15 protein-coding genes are annotated in these 17,365 nt (G+C 57.6%); 3 read left to right on the forward strand and 12 right to left on the reverse strand.

Features of this window, described 5'->3' with window-relative positions:
* Positions 1 to 4: 4 nt before the first annotated feature.
* Positions 5 to 1,351, reverse strand: coding sequence for a Na(+)-translocating NADH-quinone reductase subunit A (locus tag AAGD24_RS13235; RefSeq protein WP_036204959.1), 1,347 nt, complete (start codon positions 1,349 to 1,351; stop codon positions 5 to 7).
* A 345-nt stretch (positions 1,352 to 1,696) separates the two neighbouring features.
* Positions 1,697 to 3,100, reverse strand: a complete 1,404-nt coding sequence (locus AAGD24_RS13240) for a glyceraldehyde-3-phosphate dehydrogenase (protein ID WP_369810894.1) — start codon at positions 3,098 to 3,100, stop codon at positions 1,697 to 1,699.
* 259 nt (positions 3,101 to 3,359) lie between these two features.
* Between AAGD24_RS13240 and mfd the strand changes: the two genes are divergently transcribed.
* A complete protein-coding gene (mfd, locus tag AAGD24_RS13245; protein WP_379865359.1) occupies positions 3,360 to 6,869 on the forward strand; it encodes a transcription-repair coupling factor in 3,510 nt (1,169 codons plus the stop codon).
* 46 nt (positions 6,870 to 6,915) lie between these two features.
* Entirely contained in the window at positions 6,916 to 7,833 is a 918-nt protein-coding gene (locus AAGD24_RS13250; RefSeq protein ID WP_126812207.1) for a CsiV family protein, read from the forward strand.
* Here AAGD24_RS13250 and AAGD24_RS13255 read toward each other — a convergent pair.
* From AAGD24_RS13255 to AAGD24_RS13275, 5 genes are all read right to left on the reverse strand, one after another.
* Positions 7,814 to 8,596 carry an S-methyl-5'-thioinosine phosphorylase gene (locus tag AAGD24_RS13255; protein ID WP_126812205.1) on the reverse strand — a complete coding sequence of 261 codons (783 nt, stop codon included), beginning with the start codon at positions 8,594 to 8,596 and terminating at the stop codon, positions 7,814 to 7,816. The two genes, AAGD24_RS13250 and AAGD24_RS13255, sit on opposite strands and share 20 nt — an antisense overlap.
* 2 nt (positions 8,597 to 8,598) lie before the next feature.
* A complete protein-coding gene (locus AAGD24_RS13260) occupies positions 8,599 to 9,852 on the reverse strand; it encodes a mechanosensitive ion channel family protein (RefSeq protein ID WP_036204949.1) in 1,254 nt (417 codons plus the stop codon).
* A 47-nt stretch (positions 9,853 to 9,899) separates the two neighbouring features.
* Positions 9,900 to 10,406, reverse strand: a complete 507-nt coding sequence (locus AAGD24_RS13265; RefSeq protein ID WP_082040526.1) for a L,D-transpeptidase — start codon at positions 10,404 to 10,406, stop codon at positions 9,900 to 9,902.
* 57 nt (positions 10,407 to 10,463) lie between these two features.
* Complete coding sequence (locus AAGD24_RS13270; protein ID WP_007153921.1) at positions 10,464 to 11,138, reverse strand: TetR/AcrR family transcriptional regulator; 675 nt, start codon at positions 11,136 to 11,138, stop codon at positions 10,464 to 10,466.
* A 61-nt stretch (positions 11,139 to 11,199) separates the two neighbouring features.
* Positions 11,200 to 12,120, reverse strand: coding sequence for a hypothetical protein (locus tag AAGD24_RS13275; protein ID WP_085680056.1), 921 nt, complete (start codon positions 12,118 to 12,120; stop codon positions 11,200 to 11,202).
* 229 nt (positions 12,121 to 12,349) lie between these two features.
* Between AAGD24_RS13275 and AAGD24_RS13280 the strand changes: the two genes are divergently transcribed.
* Entirely contained in the window at positions 12,350 to 12,964 is a 615-nt protein-coding gene (locus AAGD24_RS13280; protein ID WP_041333724.1) for a riboflavin synthase, read from the forward strand.
* Here AAGD24_RS13280 and AAGD24_RS13285 read toward each other — a convergent pair.
* The 5 genes from AAGD24_RS13285 to can all read right to left on the reverse strand — a co-directional run bounded on the left by AAGD24_RS13285 (position 12,943) and on the right by can (position 17,313).
* Positions 12,943 to 14,085 (reverse strand): class I SAM-dependent methyltransferase, encoded by a 1,143-nt coding sequence (locus AAGD24_RS13285; protein ID WP_269400132.1) that lies wholly within the window; start codon positions 14,083 to 14,085, stop codon positions 12,943 to 12,945. The two genes, AAGD24_RS13280 and AAGD24_RS13285, sit on opposite strands and share 22 nt — an antisense overlap.
* 164 nt (positions 14,086 to 14,249) lie before the next feature.
* A complete protein-coding gene (locus AAGD24_RS13290; RefSeq protein WP_041333720.1) occupies positions 14,250 to 15,101 on the reverse strand; it encodes a UDP-2,3-diacylglucosamine diphosphatase in 852 nt (283 codons plus the stop codon).
* A gap of 82 nt (positions 15,102 to 15,183) precedes the next feature.
* Positions 15,184 to 16,230, reverse strand: coding sequence for a class I SAM-dependent methyltransferase (locus AAGD24_RS13295; RefSeq protein ID WP_036204936.1), 1,047 nt, complete (start codon positions 16,228 to 16,230; stop codon positions 15,184 to 15,186).
* 107 nt (positions 16,231 to 16,337) lie between these two features.
* On the reverse strand, positions 16,338 to 16,511 hold the full coding sequence (locus AAGD24_RS13300) for a hypothetical protein (RefSeq protein WP_197061291.1): 174 nt from the start codon (positions 16,509 to 16,511) through the stop codon (positions 16,338 to 16,340).
* A 124-nt stretch (positions 16,512 to 16,635) separates the two neighbouring features.
* Positions 16,636 to 17,313 carry a carbonate dehydratase gene (gene can, locus AAGD24_RS13305; protein ID WP_036204933.1) on the reverse strand — a complete coding sequence of 226 codons (678 nt, stop codon included), beginning with the start codon at positions 17,311 to 17,313 and terminating at the stop codon, positions 16,636 to 16,638.
* Positions 17,314 to 17,365 lie beyond the last annotated feature (52 nt).

Genomic DNA, 17,365 nt, shown 5'->3' on the forward strand with positions numbered 1-17,365 from the left:
CGTTTTAGCCCTCGATCTCGATTCTGGTCAGGTTCTCACGGAGAATCGGACCGTACTCGTATTTACCCGGGCACACGAAGGTACACAGCGCCAGATCTTCTTCATCCAGCTCCAACGCACCCAGTTTTTGTGCCATTTCAGTGTCGCCCACGATCAAAGACCGCAACAACTGGGTAGGCAGAATGTCCAGAGGCATGACCTTTTCGTACATCCCTACTGGCACCATCGCCCGCTCACTGCCGTTGGTCGTGGTCGTCATATCAAACCGCTTTCCGCCGACCAGTTTGGACAGGTAGATGTTCATAACCGAGAACTTGTTGGCTCCCGGCGACAGCCAGCCCATAAACTCTCGTTTGTTGCCCTCTTCCAGAACCGAGATCTGGTTGGCGAAACGACCAAGGTAGTTACAGGGCCCGTCACCACGACGACCACCAAACACAGAGCCGGAAATTTTGCGAACCTCGCAGTCCGTGGCGATTTCACCATCAAGAAGTTCATCAAGGTTGGCGCCGACACGGGTACGAATCAGGCGCGGCTTGAGGGCCTTCGGACCACCGACCGCAACAATACGGTTCACCGACAGCTCGCCGGTCTCGAACAGTTTTGCGATATCAATGACGTCCTGGTAGCCGATACTCCATACCACTTTGTCCCCGGCAATGGGATCGAGGTAATGAATATGAGTACCTACGTTACCCGCCGGATGAACACCCTCAAACTGCTGAACTTCCACGCTGTCGTCAGACGGAACCGGCACATCAGAGCCCGGCTTGCCGGTCACAAACACCTTACCGGTGGTCAGCTTGGAGAGAATCTTCAGTCCCTGTTCGAAGGCCGCGCCGTTTTCACGGATGATCACTGTGGGATCTGCTGCCAGCGGGTTAGTGTCCATGACGGACACGAAGATGGAATGCGGCGCCGTATCAATGGCAGGCACCTTACTGTAGGGACGGGTCTTGAAGGTTGTCCACAACCCGGACTCGACCAGGTTATCGACGACTTGCTGACGCTCCAGACCAGCAACATCAGACGCATCGTAACGCGCAAAGGTCTCAGCTTCGTCGCCGTCGATTTCAACGACAACCGACTGAAACACACGGCGCTCGCCGCGGTTGATTTCCTTGACCACACCGGCTGCCGGTGAAGTATAACGAACGCCTTCGGTCTTCTTGTCCGTAAACAGCAGCGTGCCGCGCTTTACACGGTCACCTTCTTTCACAGCCATCGTTGGCTTCATGCCTACGTAGTCAAAACCGATCAACGCCACATGGCGAACGGGTTTGCCGTCTGTAATGGTCTGTTCAGGAGCGCCGCTGATGGGAAGATCCAGGCCTTTTTTGATCTTGATCATTAGCCTCATCCAATCATCAGAAACTATTCGATGGATTTGTAACGCCCGACGCGTGCCGCCCAGTTGTGCCAATCCGGCCTGAACCGAATGATGGCGCCAGGGCAACGGATCCACCGGCGTTAATCACAGCCAGGCATCCGGTTAAGGAAAAGCGATGGGAAGCGGGTGTCAGACGTACCCAAAATCGCGCCAATTATAGAGATTAAGGAATACTATTTCCACCAGAAACCCTACGGAGTTTGTGCCTTAACGTAATCAGAGAGTGGTTTACATGGGCCCAAAAAGAAACCCCGGTCGCGAAAACGACCGGGGTTTCTTAATTGCCTCAGAGCACTTTTGGGCTCGTCAGCCTCTAACCCGCTTCGGGAAGATCGGATAGGTAACACCCGCCATCTGATTAACCACGCGAATCACCTGGGCGCTGTAACCAGCCTCATTGTCATACCAAACGTAGAGGATCAGGCGCTTGCCATTGGCGATGGTGGCCTGCGCATCCACAATGCCGGCATGGCGGGAACCGACAAAATCGGTGGAAACCACTTCCGGCGAGTTGACGAAGTCAATCTGCTTCTGCAGCTCGGAGTGCAGCGCCATATCGCGAAGGTATTCGTTAACACCCTCCACCGTTACGTCTTTTTCCAGGTTGAGATTGAGGATTGCCATGGACACGTTCGGAGTGGGAACGCGAATGGCATTACCGGAAAGCTTGCCCTTCAACTCCGGAAGCGCCTTGGCGACGGCCTTCGCAGCACCGGTTTCGGTAATAACCATGTTTAGTGGGGCACTGCGACCACGACGGCTACCCTTGTGGTAGTTATCGATCAGGTTCTGGTCGTTAGTGTAGGAGTGAACCGTCTCGACATGACCGTCCTCAACACCATACTCATCATAAATGGCCTTGAGCACCGGCGTAATGGCGTTGGTGGTACAGGACGCCGCTGACAGGATCCTGTCTTCGCGGGTGATCCAGTCGTTGTTAATGCCGTGAACAATATTCTTGATATCGCCCTTGCCCGGCGCAGTCAGCAAAACCCGGCTGACGCCCTTGGATTTCAGGTGCAGCCCAAGACCAGCCTCGTCACGCCAGATACCCGTGTTATCAATGACGATCGCATTGTTGATACCGTACTGGGTGTAATCCACCTGATCAGGGCCCGGCGAGTAGATCACCTTGATAAAGTTGCCATTGGCGATCAGCGCAGAGTTCTCTTCATCCACGGTAATCGTACCGTTGAAAGGACCGTGAACCGAATCACGGCGCAGCAGGCTGGCACGCTTTTCGAGGTCATTGCTTGCCCCACCCTGACGGACCACGATGGCGCGCAGGCGCAGGTTGTTGCCGCCACCGGCCTTTTCGATCATGATCCGCGCCAGCAGCCGCCCGATCCGTCCGAAACCGTACAGCACCACATCCTTGGTGTCGTTTTCGGCATCTTCCTGAGACTGGGTCTGGTACTCGCCGATAATCGGGCCAATCTCACGTTTGAGGAAGTCGTCAAGAGACCCACCTTCTTCCTTGAACTTCACCGCAAGCTTGCCAATATCGACATGGCCACGCCCGAGATCCATCTTGTCCATCGCCTGCAGAATAGGCAGGGTGTTGTGAACGGACAGTTCGCTGTCTTCAACCTGACGCACGAAGCGGTGTGCGCGGATGATGTCGATGACCGACTGGTTGATAATGGACCGGCCATACACGGACGTGACCACATTGTTTTTACGGTAGAGGCGACCGATCAGCGGAATCATGGCTTCCGCAGTGGATTCTCTTTCCGTCCAGTTAGACAGGTGCTGGTTGATCTGTTCGTGACTCACGCTTGAACCTCTGCAGTTGGAACCTGGAAAATTGGGGCAGTATTATCCAACGTTATTTCTCAGACAGCAAATACACCCCGTTAATCCTTTCGTAACTGTTGGACCGCTGTCATGACAGCGACACTTCTGGCCGGTAGAATACGCGCCTCGCCACTCCCCGGCTCCCAATGCATCCAGGAGAAAGAACCAGCCCATGACGCAAGCCGCCGCCCACTCCGACAGACACACCGCACTGGTTGCGCCGGTCGCACCTGTCAAGGCTGCGGATCACCGCATCTGGGGGCAACTGCATGGCAGCAGCGACGCCCTGGCCATCTGCGAGAGCGCCAGGGCCCATCAGGGCCTGACACTGGTAATAACCCGCAGCACCGAGGAGTCCATCCGCCTCGAGCAGTCCATGCGATTCTATCTGGGCCTGCCCACCGATGAAGACCAACCGGCCATCACACCGGACGGCCTCGAGCTGCTGTCGCTGCCGGATTGGGAAACCCTGCCCTACGACCTGTTTTCACCACACCAGGACATTACCTCCCGTCGCATCCGGGCCCTGCACCGGTTGCCAACGACAAACCACGGCGTCCTGGTGGTGCCGGCCCGCACCCTGATGCACCGGTTGCCGCCGGTCAGTTACCTGCAGGGCAACACCCTGCTTCTTGAGGTTGGCCAGTCACTGGATATCGACAACTGGCGCATGCAGCTGGAATCGGCCGGCTACCGGCACGCCGATAATGTCTATGAACACGGCGAGTACGCGGTGCGCGGGGCTATCCTGGACATCTTCCCCATGGGCGCCACCCGCCCCTACCGCATCGACCTGTTCGATGACGAAATTGAAACACTGCGAACCTTTGATCCGGAAACCCAGCGCTCGATCGACCGAATCGAACGCATTGAGCTGTTGCCCGCCAACGAATTTCCCTGGCACAAAGAAGCCCGATCAGGGTTCCGTAACCGGTGGTTTGAGCAGTTTCCCCATGCCGATAAAGACGCCCCGATCTACCAGGACGTCACCCACAGCATTACACCGCCGGGGATCGAGTACTATCTACCCCTGTTCTTCGACCAGACGGCAACGCTCTTTGACTACCTGCCCGGCGAAACCCTGGTATTCACAGCATCCGGACTTAACGAGGCCGCCAGCGCCTTCGACGCCGACACCCGTGCACGCTACGAGGACCGTCGCCACGATCGGATGCGCCCTATCCTGCCGCCAGCAGAACTTTTCCTCCAGAAGGACGAGCTGTTCGGCCTGCTCAAGGGATTTCCCCGGGTAACAATGACCATGGAAGCCACCGAGTCCAGCGGCGGCCGCAATTGCCAGACCGACGTCATGCCCGATGTTGCGATGGATGGCCGTGCCGCAGACCCGGCTGGGCGCCTCAAGCGCTTTATCAGTGAGTTCAACGGTCGGGTCCTGATCTGTGCGGAGTCCTCTGGCCGACGCGAGGCGCTGATTGAGAACCTGGCCGACCATGGCCTCAAACTGTCGACTCTGGAAAACTGGCAGGCCTTTGTCAGCGACCCGTCCGCCACCCTCGGCATTACCGTCGCACCCATGGAATATGGGTTGCTATTGCCTGACCATCACCTCGCCCTGATCACGGAAACAGCCCTCTTCGGTGAACGGGTGCTGCAGCGGCGGCGCCGGGAGAAACCAACCGAGGCCGACGATGCCGGCTACCGGGACCTGTCCGAGCTACGCATTGGCGCGCCGGTGGTTCATATAGACCATGGCGTTGGCCGCTATCAGGGCCTGGAAACCATTACCGTTGAAGGCGAAGCCAGCGAATTCCTGATGCTGGAATACGCCGGCGGCTCGAAACTCTATGTACCGGTTTCCAGCCTGCATCTGATTTCCCGCTATACCGGTTCGGATACTGATCACGCGCCTTTGCACAAGCTGGGCACGGATCGCTGGAGCAACGCCAAACAAAAGGCTCTGGAGAAAATCCGCGATACTGCAGCGGAACTACTGGATGTCTACGCGCGCCGGGAGGCCCGCAAGGGCTTTGCCTTTGAAGACCCCAAAGAAGCCTACCGTGCCTTCGCCGCCGGTTTCCCCTTTGAGGAAACCCCGGACCAGCAGGCGGCCATTGAGGCTGTGTTCGAGGACATGGTCAGTGAAAAACCCATGGACCGCCTGGTCTGTGGCGATGTTGGCTTCGGCAAGACCGAAGTGGCCATGCGCGCTGCCTTCATGGCGACATACTCCGGCAAGCAGGTCGCTGTGCTGGTGCCTACCACCCTGCTGGCGCAGCAGCATTACGAATCCTTCCGCGACCGCTTCTCGGATACCGCCGTCCATGTCGAGCTACTCAGCCGTTTCCGGAGCGGCGGGCAAACCACCAAAGCGATGGCCGCCATCGAAGCCGGCAAAGCCGATATTGTTATCGGCACACACAAGCTGCTCCAGGGTGACATCAAGTTCAAGAACCTGGGCCTGGTGATCATCGATGAAGAACACCGGTTCGGCGTCCAGCAGAAAGAACGTCTGAAGGCCCTGCGTGCCGAGGTGGACATGCTGAACCTGACCGCCACACCGATCCCCCGCACCCTCAACATGGCCATGGGGCACCTGCGGGATCTGTCGATCATCGCCACGCCCCCCGCGCGACGCCTGTCGGTAAAAACCTTTGTGCGACAGCGGGACGAGGCCATGGTCAAGGAAGCCATCCTGCGGGAGGTGCTGCGGGGCGGCCAGGTGTACTTCCTGCACAACGATGTGGCCACCATCGAGAAAACCGCCGAGGATCTGCGCCAACTGATCCCGGAAGCACGCGTGGGCGTTGCCCATGGCCAGATGCGCGAGCGCGAGCTGGAACAGATCATGTCGGACTTCTATCACAAGCGCTTCAACGTGCTGGTGTGCACCACCATTATCGAAACCGGCATCGACATTCCCAGCGCCAACACCATTATCATCGAGCGCGCGGACAAGTTCGGGCTGGCACAGCTGCACCAGCTCCGCGGCCGTGTCGGGCGCTCTCACCATCAGGCCTACGCCTATCTGCTGACACCACCACCCCGGTCCATCACCGCCGACGCGAAAAAGCGGCTTGAAGCCATCTCGGAAGCGCAGGACCTGGGTGCCGGCTTCATGCTGGCCACCCACGACCTCGAAATTCGCGGCGCCGGGGAGTTGCTGGGAGAAGAGCAAAGCGGCCAGATCGAAAGCATTGGTTTTACGCTTTACATGCAGCTACTGGACGAAGCCGTGGAAGCAATACGCGACGGCAGAACGCCTAATGCCGAGTTGCCGCTGAGCCACGGCACGGAAATGAACCTTCGCATACCAGCGCTGATCCCCGAGGATTACCTGCCCGATGTCCACAACCGGCTCATGCTTTACAAGCGAATCGCCAGCGTGAACGACAAAGATGGATTAAAAGAACTTCAGGTTGAAATGATCGACCGCTTCGGACTATTACCGGAACCGGCAAAAAACCTGATTCGACAGTCCGAGCTCCGAATCCACGCGGAAGCCCTGGGAATCGTGAAGGTGGACGCCGGAAAAGAATGGGCCAGGCTGGAATTCGGCAGTTCTACGCCAGTGGATCCGCTGGTTCTGGTTAAAAAAGTGCAATCCTCGCCAGACCAGTATCGGCTGGAAGGCGCCAACAGTTTCCGTTTCCGGCTGAAGGATGCCTCAACCAGTGGTAAACTCGACGGCATTTCCGACATGCTGGGGCAGCTGGCCTCCTGAAACAACCGGTTCAGCGCCCCCTGATGATCACAGGAACATTGGAGCAATGCCCTTGCGAACGCCCGGTAAACCGTTGTACGGAACACGCGCCCTATTTCTGGCGGCCCTGCTGGCCCTGTCACCCTGGGTGTCAGGCCAGGAATCATCCGGGCCCGCCGCAGGCGCAACATCCGAAGAACAGGGACGCGACAACGCTGCGTCACAGGCCCAGCCTCCCCGTGAAGACTACTACCGGGCTGAGTTCGTAATCCTCGAAAGGATCGTCGATCCGGCCGATGTCAACGAGAAAATGGCCAACCGAATTCCAGAGCCGACCAACCTGGACATCACCGAAATACTTCGAGCCGTGGATCGCAACGGAACCGCGGAAACCACCCGACAGTTGGTCCCGCGAAGCCAGCTTCACCTGCGGACAGCCGCCAACCGACTGGAAAACAGTGGCCGCTTCCGGATACTCCTGGCCACAGGGTGGTACCAGTCTTTCCCCCCTGACTTTGACGGAGAACCCCTGAAGGTCGCTATTGGCGATTGGCTGGCCGATGCCGGGCTCCGGGAAGTGGAAGGCCATATCACCATCGATCGACAACGCTATCTCCACGTGGATGTCCACCTCAACCACTGGCAGCCCCTGTCATTGCAACAGACCACGCTCAGCCAGAGTTCAGACGAAGCAGCGACGGCAAGCGGTAACAATCAGCCAATGGACGACGGTGCTGGGCAGGAAGCTACGGGCAATGACCAGCCTGCCCTCGAAAACGATGAAGCCCGGGACTCGCTGGCCTCAATGGCAACGGGTGGCGACATTGCAAGAGCAGATCAGACGCAGGTTTCCAGCGCCAGTCAGCCAAAGGCGGAGTTAATCACCTGGATACGGGAAACACGCCGCATGCGCAGCGAGGAAGTCCATTTCCTCGACTCCCCCACCATTGGCGTGCTGGTGTTTTTCAAGAAGATTGAGGAGTAAGGGCTCCAAGCCCGCCAATGGCGATTTCGAGGATCCGCTTGACGCCGGACATGCCCTGGTCGATAGCGACCTCGATCTCAGTCATCGTTATGATGTGATCCGACTTCCCTGCCGCGCGGTTAACCACCAGCGCCAGGCACACGTAATTCATCTTCAGTTCAGCCGCCAGAGCCGCTTCCGGCATTCCCGTCATACCGACAAGGTCACAGCCGTCCCGCTCAAGGCGACGTACTTCCGCTGCGGTCTCCAGTCTGGGCCCCTGTGTTGCACCGTAAACACCGAAATCCGAGAACGAACAACCCACTGTACGAGCTGCATCAATCAACAGCGCCCGGGCCAACTCTGAATATGGGAAGGTGAAGTCAATGTGCGTGGTTTCCTCCAACTCGCCCTCAAAGAACGTACTCGCCCTGCCCCAGGTGTAGTCAATGATCTGATCGGGAATCACGATATGGGCAGGCCCCATATCGGCATGGATCCCGCCAACAGCATTAACACCGACCACCGTACGTACTCCCGCCTGCTGGAGCGCATGGAGATTGGCGCGATAGTTCACCTGATGCGGAGGAATACGGTGAGGGTTTCCGTGGCGAGACAGGAACACCACCGGCTGATCCCCGAGCAGGCCGTCCACCAAAACCGACGACGGCTCACCCCAGGGCGTGTCGACAACCCGCTCACCCGTGATTTCCAGCCCAGACAACGTCGTGAGCCCGGTTCCCCCGATGATTCCCACGGGGGCAACTTGGTTATTCACACCCATGATCAGTCCCCGTCCGCCTGGTTACTATCGCCACGTGTTTCCGAAGAGTGTTCGCTTCCGGAAACAGGCGCACGTCCCTGTTCAACATCTTCGTCAACGGCCTCATCTGACGAATCCGAATCGCTACGACCTTTTGCCGGCTTGCCGTTCGACGCGACACGCACCCCGTCAGGCAGGTGAAGCGTGCGGGTCGGAAAGGCAACTTCGGCACCATGGCTTTCAATGATCTCGCTAATCCTCAGCAGTACGTCCTGCTTGACCTCATGAAACCTCACCCATTCGATGGTCTTGGTAAAGGTATAAACCATGATATCCAGCGACGAGTCGTTAAAGGCCAGGAAATTCACGATCAGGGTCTGGTCCTGGTCGATGTCCTCGTGGTTCTCCAGCATGGACCGGATGTCCGCCACAACCTCAGCCATGCCACTGACATCCACGTAGCGTATACCAATGGTTTCAGAGATACGGCGGTTGTGCATGCGCGAGGGGTTTTCTACGGCAATGGTCGTAAAGGCAGCATTCGGCACGTAGAGCGGGCGCTTGTCAAAGGTGCGAATCGTAGTCAGCCGCCAGCCGATGTGCTCCACCACGCCCTCGATATTACGATCGGGAGAGCGAACCCAGTCGCCGACCTTGAATGGCCTGTCCAGATGGATAATGAACCCGCCAAAAAAGTTGGCCAGCAGATCCTTGGCGGCAAAGCCCACAGCGATACCACCAACACCACCAAAGGCCAGCACCCCGGATATGCTGTAACCAAGGGATTGCATGGCAATCAATACCGCGGTGATGATAACAACGGTCCGGGACAGCTTGCTCACCGCATTGACCGTGGTGTAATCCATCGGCTTTTTCATCTTCAGCGGAGAAGCGAGAATCTGTTCCCCCTGTTTGATCAGCCGAAGCAGCGTCCAGACCAGCAGGAAAACAAAGCCAATCTGCAAAATGGTTTGATTGACTGAAAAGATTTCGGCTTCCGAGTAGTGGTGAGCAACCTCTGCCGCCCAATACACACCCTGCAGCCAGACGAACGCGACCACTGGCTTCCGCGCAGCGTGAAGCAGTGCGTCGTCCCAGAGGTTGTCGGTTTTCTGGAAACGTCGTTCGACGGCGCCCACGATGAAACTCGCAATGTAGGCCACCACCGCGGTGCCAGCCACCAGAGCGAAAACCACGAGCCCCACTCGCCAGCTCTCTGACAGCAGATTCCAGTCCTGAATCCAGGTATTGAGTATGGAAGGTGCTTCTTCGATCATCGTTTCCCTCGGTTTGATGACAACCGGTTTAGTGACAACCGCCGGCGCTATCGTATCGTGACGGGCAGGCCCGGCGAGACACGGTCGTATAGGTCAGCAACGTCGGCATTCCTCATGCGTATGCAACCATGGGAGCGCGGAACGCCCATGGGTTCGGTATCCGGTGTGCCGTGAATGTATATGAACCGACGAAAACTATCGACCCCGGAGCCCCGATTTCTCCCCGACTCAAGCCCACATAACCAGATAATTCTGGACAGTATCCAGTCACGTTCGGGAAACTGACGCGCCAATTGTTCGGAATAAACCTCCCCGGTGGGCCGGCGGGCGATGAATACGGTATTCAGGGGAAGGCCATCACCCACCATCGCGCGCACGTAATGCCGGCCCGTGGGCGTGCACCCACTGCTCTGGCGCTCACCGGGGCCATTAAGTGCCGTCGAAACGGGATAGGAGAGAGGCTTTGATGTGTCGCCAGGAAACAGTGTCAGCGTTTGCGCATTGAGACTGATCTCGATTCCGGGAACAGGTATGGAAACAGGATTACGTGGCATGCGGCGTCAGGCTCCCGGTGAACAAACCAACCGGAAGCCTAACCGAGAGCGAGCGACTCAGGCAACCGAGGTTTTATGGGCAGGTGGCACCAGCATGGCGTCATCAGCCTGCATACCTGCCGCCAGGAAGGGCACAAGTCGTGCTGCAATTTCCTGGACCGTGGTTTCCACACCCAGCTTGTTCTGCAGAATATCCCGCAGGGCATCACTGCTGGACATGGTAAACGCTGTCGCACCAAGCATGAACTGAATGCGCCAGTAGCGGTCGACCGCGGACAATTGCGGCGTCGCTTCCTTGAGGAGGCGCATAAAGCGGCTGAACGGCTGGCTATATTCCTGCTCAAGAAATTTCCGAAGATGGCCTTGGGACTGCGTATAGGCCAGGCCGAGCAAACGCATGAATATGGAAATACCTTTTTCATTGCGCTGCGGCATGCGTACTGCGCTTTCAGTTAGCGCCCATAGAGTCTGGTTCAACGTTGGCGGTTCGCCGTCGCATTTCGCCTCCAGATCATCGAACGCATCCTCCAGCGTGGCGGAGAATGGCGTCAGGAAGCGGGCAAACACCGCATGGATCAGGGCGTTTTTAGAACCAAAGTGGTAATTGACAGCAGCGAGATTTACCTTAGCCTTACTGGTAATCATGCGAAGGGAAGTTTCGGAGAACCCCCGCTCGGCGAAGAGCTCTTCCGCTGCATCAAGAATTCGGTCAACCGTATCAGACTGAGCCATTTTATTATCAGTGCCTCTAAGCAAACGTCTGTTTGAAACATACGTTTGACCGGCAGCTATGTCAAGCTCTGTCCCCCGGCTCTGCAGCTACCGATGACCAGCCCCGGTCAATGGCCTGCTGGTGCCCCTCGAAAAAAGCCTGCTGTGCCCGTCCGTAAGCTTTCTCAGCCTCCAGAAGATAGATCAGATAAAGACGAATATGTTCCCGCCGGGTCAGGTTCCGAGCCAATACCCGCCGTTCGGATAATGCCAGCAGTTCACTGAACCGGGTCGCTTTCAGAGCCGAGTTAAACTCGGCCATACGAGCACACTGCCACACCAGCCCCTCTTTCCCTTCCAGGTGTTCGATGTGCTTGCGTGCGTCGCGAATCATCCTCTGACGGCGGATGACCAGATCCAGATACGAGGGCCGCGACGTATAAAGGCGGCGAACACCTGGCACTCCCAGTAGCAGGATGATGACAAAGGCACCAAAACCACCGCCGGCAATCCACGCTGGCACAAAGCCGGTCATACCGCTGAGAAAAACCACCGCCGCCAACAACGCACCAAACAGCCAGATGTCACGATTTCGCCGGGCCGCAGCAAGCGTGTAATTATCCGGCCAGTCAGGCAGAGCCAACAAGTCGAAATCCAGCAGCAACACACGGTCGCACTGGCGCAGCATCAAACGAAGCTTACGTTGACGCGACTCCGCCAGGGTTTTTTCGATGTTCTGAGGGCTCTCACCCGTCGACGATTCCTTAACAGACTCATCGCTCGCTGGAATGTCGTCAGTCTCAAGCCGGCCAGCAGAGGCCGTTGCACCCCGCTCGGGGCGGTTGGCAGGAACTTCAGCACCAGTAGCAGTAGCAGCACCGGCCACCCGCCCCGCATCACCCGTTTCCGGATGAGGGTCCGCGGGCCGCCCCCTACGCAGCAAGGGCTCTCCTCCACGCGCGGTATCGCTGGTTCTCTGACGTACGTTTTCGTTCTCTGCCATGGTTGATTGTCCGTCATGGATCACCGGGCCAATAGCTGTCGTCGACACCCTGCCCTTACCGTTTATCGGCCAACGGCCCGGATCCTTGAGTCACAGAGACATGCCTGAGCGTGCCTGAGCATACCTGAGATGGTCACGATGGCTTGGCACCGACCCACAGGATCGCTATCCTTGCGACCATCAAGTGTGGCCCTATACGGCTACAGACACCAGTCGTCGAGGTTGAGACATGTTTACAGGCATTGTTCAGGGTATTGCCATCGTTGACGAGATTTCTGCCGTGCCCGGTCTGAGCACCTTCAGCATCCGCTTTCCGGAAAATCAGGCTCACAACGTGACCATTGGTGCGTCAGTGTCCATCGACGGCACCTGCCTGACGGTAACGCGACAGGAAGGCCAGAATCTTTATTTCGATGCCATGCAGGAAACGCTGCGCCTGACCACCCTGGGAAAGCTGAAGCCAGGGGATCGCATCAATTTCGAACGTGCGGCCAGGATAGGCGACGAAATCGGCGGGCACCTCCTCTCCGGCCACGTGCACACCACGGCCGATATCGTCGCGATCGACCGCCCCGAGAACAATTGCACCATCGAATTCGAGGTGCCGCAGGCATGGGCTCGCTATATCTTTCCCAAAGGCTACATCGCCATCAACGGCGCCAGCCTAACCATTGGCGACGTCAATGATAATCGCTTCAACGTTCACCTGATCCCCGAGACCCTGCGGGCAACCACCTTTGCCGATATGACGGTCGGCGACCGGGTTAACATCGAGATCGACAGTCAGACCCAGACCATCGTTGATACGCTGGCACGCATGGGTTACGACCGGCCACCCTCCTGAACAGAGGCTTCGAACACCACAAACTTTGGGTCTGCATCGAGTTGTCGCACCTGGCCAAAGTAGTGACGGAGACTGCGGTGATAACCCAGGTGCCGATTCCCCACCAGCAACATATATCCGCCAGGGGACAGGTGCCGAGCCACCTGACTGAAGAGACGAAGGGCAATATGGTCACCGACCACACCGCCTTCATGAAATGGCGGGTTTAACAGCACCAGATCATAACGGTCAGCCGCCTCCGGAATACCATCACTGTGATAAAAGCTCGCGACAGCGTCCGGGAAAGCCGTCAGGATATTTTGACGTGCGCTGGCAACCGCCTGACTGGAAACGTCCGCGAACGCAATCTCAAGCGCCGGATTGCGGGCCAGGGCCGTCAGCCCAAGCACACCGTTTCCGCAAGCCAGATCCAGTACCCGTGCTCCAGGGGCGAGATCCGCAATCTTCCGCTCAATGACCGGCAGCAGCAACCGCGAACCGATATCCAGCTTTGCTCTGGCGAACACCGCTGGCATACCCGATAGCTCGTACCGGGACGACAACCTGTATCCCCGCCAGAAATCCGGCCACTCCCGCAACGTATCCTCACCCCGGGCAGCAACCACCACCCTCGCTTTTTTGCGCGCGGGACAGACTTCCCGGGTGTTGACCAGTTCCCCAAACACATCAGCGCTGTGTGACGGCAGGTGCTTGATCATGCCACCGGCAATCAGCTTGCCTTCGGGTGACAGAACGCTGTTCACCCACCGCAACAGGCACGCCAGGTAGTCCAGTTGCCGGGGAATCCTCATAACAACAAGATCGAAGGGCCCTTCCGGCAGCTCCAGCCAGCTCTTTGGTGCCGGAATAGACAGATCGGCCGGAGCATTAATAACCAGGGATTTAGAGAGGAGACAGCTATCGGCAAAGGAAACAGGGAAGAAAGGCGCCAGACCCAGGGTTAAAGCCCCAAACTGGTCGTCAATGATCAACACCCGTGGGTGGCTCTGCGGCGTGCAACGCTCCAGAACCTGCTCCAGCAACTGCTCATCAGCGGCGTCCCAGGCCCGAAGGGTGTGGCCTCCACCGGGGCGTTTCAGGGGCAAGCGCCCGCCACTGAATGTTAGAACCTCACTTGTCATTTTAGGCATCCGCATCGTCATTCAGAAAACTGCGGACATTCTAGGCTGATTACTCTAGAAATTAACCCTACTCTGAAAGAACGATTTCAGGTTGCTCCGTTTGTTGTGGTAGCAAACCTTCTTGCCCCTCACCCCAGGGGCTTTTTTATGCCCGAAAAAAACCGCTATTTTGGCGTCGCATTGATGCTTTCGATAAACGCAGGCGACAGAACGTCGATGACGGGGCGCTGGCCGCCGCTGAACTCAGGGGCGGGCTGTGCAGGCTCCGAAGCAAGGATGCCCGGCTGTTCGGACCAGTGCAGGATATCCAGCTTACCATCGTGCCTCTCCACCAGCGCCGTACAGTGTTCCACCCAGTCACCGTCGTTGCAGTAGAGTCCTTCCTGACTGCGCAGAAAGCCAGCGGAGTGGATGTGACCACATATAAAACCGTCATAGTGTCCGCGTTCTGCCGCCGTCAGAGCAGCCAGTTCGAAGCGTCGAATGAATGACCGCGCCTTGCCGATACGGCTTTTGACCCAGGCCGCCAGGGACCAGTATGGCTTGCGGCGTAAGCGCCGCCAGGCATTGAACCAGCGGTTCAGGCGCAGCAGAAGGCCATGAGCCCTATCGCCTACCAGCAGCATCAAGGGGCTGCAGCGCACCACCTGATCAAACTGGTCGCCATGGCAGACCACGAACCGGCGACCGTCCGCCGTCGTGTGAATGGCTTTTTGCTTCAACTCGATACCTGCCAACGTCTGGCCGCAGAAGTGCCGCAGAAATTCATCGTGATTGCCAGGCACATAAACCACCCGCGTGCCGGCAGCGGCAATAGCCATAAACCGCCTCACAACCGCCTGATGGCTTTCCGGGAAGTGCACCCGCCGTTGCATAGCGATCAGATCAACGATATCCCCGACCAGGTACAGGGTCTCGCAGCTGACGTTGTCGAGAAAATCCAGAAGGTAGTCCGCCTGACAATCGGCGGATCCCAGGTGAACATCGGAAATGAAAACGCTCCGGTACTGATGCATCGGCTTCCCCCACCGGCCTGCTCAAGGATTATTCATACCTTGTCCGATGGCAATGACGACCGTATGACAGCCAGACGACAATTCAGTGACGGCGGGCGCTCCACACCGTGAAGCGTCGGTCGCCGGCGATCGTCTTAACCGGCCCGACGTGACGACGGATCAGTGCTTCATAGGGAAGAAACGTGTTCGCCACCAGGCGCAACTCACCGCCGGGCTCCAGGTGCTTTGCCACACCCTGCAGGAACCGCTCAGTCATGGATGTATCGGTACGGATACCGGTATGGAATGGCGGATTAGTGACAACTGCAGCGTAGCGGCCGTCGACGCCGGACAACCCGTCGGAGGCGTGAATCAAGCCATCCACGCCCGCCTCCCGGTAGGTCGCACGAGCACAGGCAACGGCCTGGAACTGCACGTCTACGCCGTCGACCGGAAAAACGCCCTGCTCCGTGGCTCGTTGGTGCAACTGCAACCAGGTGCCGATAACACCTGCGCCGCAGGCAAAATCCAGCACGGGTCCTTTTTCCAGCGGTGAGTCAGCAAGGGTTTGCAACAGCATGGCGGTACCATCATCCAGCTCACCGTCACTGAATATACCCGGCAAGCCGGCCATCCTGAAGCCAACTCCCTCGCACTCAACCGGATGCCACTGAAGCCAACGTTGAAGGTCAAACACTGGGCGCCTGGGCAGGCTATCGGCTTGCCAGACCTGGCAGTGGCGGGCACTGTCTGCCTTCGATGCTTGCGGTGCAAACTCCTTCAGCTGCTTCACAGCGCCTGCAATACCTTCTTTCTTTTCGCCCACCAAGACCAGTCGAGCACCTTCGGCCGCCAGCCAAAGTGCCAACTCAAGCCTTACCGACAACTCAACTCGGGCCTTGGGGAGGAACACCACCAGGGTATCGGCCATGCCCGATGACAACTCCGGCGCATCATAGCCAAAAGCCGCCGTCCAGCCACTGACGGCCAGCAGTTGTTGGTAATTGCCAAAGTGTTCGGAAATCGTCAGTCCCCGGTCCGGCAACCGGGGAAGCAACGCGGGATCGACCATGCCAATAATGGCCAGGCGACCACGTAACAGATTCTGGTTCTTGAGCAGGACTTCGTGGGAATTAGGCAGTGCAGACATTGATCAGCGTATCCCGGCGTTCGTATCAGGCGGGATACTCTAACCGGAATTGAGCCCTGAGTCTTGGCCCGGGCGGTCAGAAACCGGCAGATTACAACTCCGGCCTCCTACTTGTAGCGGGCAACCGTGTTGGCTCGCAAAGCGTCTTCTGGCGACATACCCCAATCTTCCACTGATTCCGGCTGCGGCGTCGCTTCACTGGTGCGGCGACGAGCCTGGGTGGACTGCGTCGTTTTGCGCTGACTCATGGCACTGAGCGCTTTTTGAACGATCTCTCGCATGGTTAACCTCCTGATATGTTACGAATTCAGTGTAACAATCCTTCAGGAGGTTAACTGTGATGACGTGCCGGGTCAGAAAGTGACGCCTGTCACGAATAATTGACACAATTTGACATTTTTTGCGTCAATTTTTATGGCGACCCGCACGAACCGGCCTCAACACCAGTTCATCAATGCTGTTTTGTTTGACTGCCTCGTGATCGGCCTCGGAGCTAATGGACAGCCCCATATCCCGAAGGATGCCGTCGGCCACGTCGTAGACGAATCCGTGCACGGTCAACGCCTGCCCACGACGCCAGGCCTCCTGCACAATGTTGTTTTGACAGACATGGCCAACCTGCTCCACCACGTTCAACTCGCACAGGCGGTCCACGCGGTCCTGATCGGTCGCCAGGCCATCAAGAATGCCCTGGTGTTTGTCTCGAACGTCCTGAACATGCCGCAACCAGTTCGAAATCACGCCAAAGCCCTCATTGTTCAGGGCCGCCTTAACTCCCCCGCAGCCATAATGACCAACGACGAGGACATGCTTGACCTTAAGCACGTCAACGGCGAACTGAAGTACCGATAGGCAATTAAAGTCTGTGTGTACCACCACATTGGCCACGTTTCGGTGCACAAACAGCTCACCAGGCATCAGGTCAACAATCTGATTGGCCGGTACCCGACTGTCCGCGCAGCCAATCCAGAGGTACTCTGGTGCCTGCTGGTTGGACAGGCGGTCAAAAAACTGGGGGTCCTGGCTCTTGATGCCATCGGCCCAGGCCTTGTTATTGTCCAGCAAATGATCAAGCTGCCCCATCAAACCTCCTCCTAATGATCAACATTGCCCAGAATTGAACGGCAATCCGCGA

This window comes from Marinobacter sp. M5B (assembly GCF_042604615.1).
In the GTDB taxonomy this organism is placed as follows: domain Bacteria; phylum Pseudomonadota; class Gammaproteobacteria; order Pseudomonadales; family Oleiphilaceae; genus Marinobacter; species Marinobacter salarius.

Bases quoted from the DNA above. Each gene is read 5' to 3' on its own strand.
- AAGD24_RS13240 (WP_369810894.1), bottom strand. From the start codon at position 3,100: ATGATTCCGCTGATCGGTCGCCTCTACCGTAAAAACAATGTGGTCACG.
- AAGD24_RS13295 (WP_036204936.1), bottom strand. From the start codon at position 16,230: ATGTCTGCACTGCCTAATTCCCACGAAGTCCTGCTCAAGAACCAGAAT.
- AAGD24_RS13285 (WP_269400132.1), bottom strand. From the start codon at position 14,085: ATGACAAGTGAGGTTCTAACATTCAGTGGCGGGCGCTTGCCCCTGAAA.
- AAGD24_RS13270 (WP_007153921.1), bottom strand. From the start codon at position 11,138: ATGGCTCAGTCTGATACGGTTGACCGAATTCTTGATGCAGCGGAAGAG.
- AAGD24_RS13250 (WP_126812207.1), top strand. From the start codon at position 6,916: ATGCCCTTGCGAACGCCCGGTAAACCGTTGTACGGAACACGCGCCCTA.
- AAGD24_RS13255 (WP_126812205.1), bottom strand. From the start codon at position 8,596: ATGGGTGTGAATAACCAAGTTGCCCCCGTGGGAATCATCGGGGGAACC.
- AAGD24_RS13290 (WP_041333720.1), bottom strand. From the start codon at position 15,101: ATGCATCAGTACCGGAGCGTTTTCATTTCCGATGTTCACCTGGGATCC.
- can (WP_036204933.1), bottom strand. From the start codon at position 17,313: ATGGGGCAGCTTGATCATTTGCTGGACAATAACAAGGCCTGGGCCGAT.
- AAGD24_RS13280 (WP_041333724.1), top strand. From the start codon at position 12,350: ATGTTTACAGGCATTGTTCAGGGTATTGCCATCGTTGACGAGATTTCT.
- AAGD24_RS13260 (WP_036204949.1), bottom strand. From the start codon at position 9,852: ATGATCGAAGAAGCACCTTCCATACTCAATACCTGGATTCAGGACTGG.
- AAGD24_RS13265 (WP_082040526.1), bottom strand. From the start codon at position 10,406: ATGCCACGTAATCCTGTTTCCATACCTGTTCCCGGAATCGAGATCAGT.
- AAGD24_RS13235 (WP_036204959.1), bottom strand. From the start codon at position 1,351: ATGATCAAGATCAAAAAAGGCCTGGATCTTCCCATCAGCGGCGCTCCT.
- AAGD24_RS13275 (WP_085680056.1), bottom strand. From the start codon at position 12,120: ATGGCAGAGAACGAAAACGTACGTCAGAGAACCAGCGATACCGCGCGT.
- mfd (WP_379865359.1), top strand. From the start codon at position 3,360: ATGACGCAAGCCGCCGCCCACTCCGACAGACACACCGCACTGGTTGCG.
- AAGD24_RS13300 (WP_197061291.1), bottom strand. From the start codon at position 16,511: ATGCGAGAGATCGTTCAAAAAGCGCTCAGTGCCATGAGTCAGCGCAAA.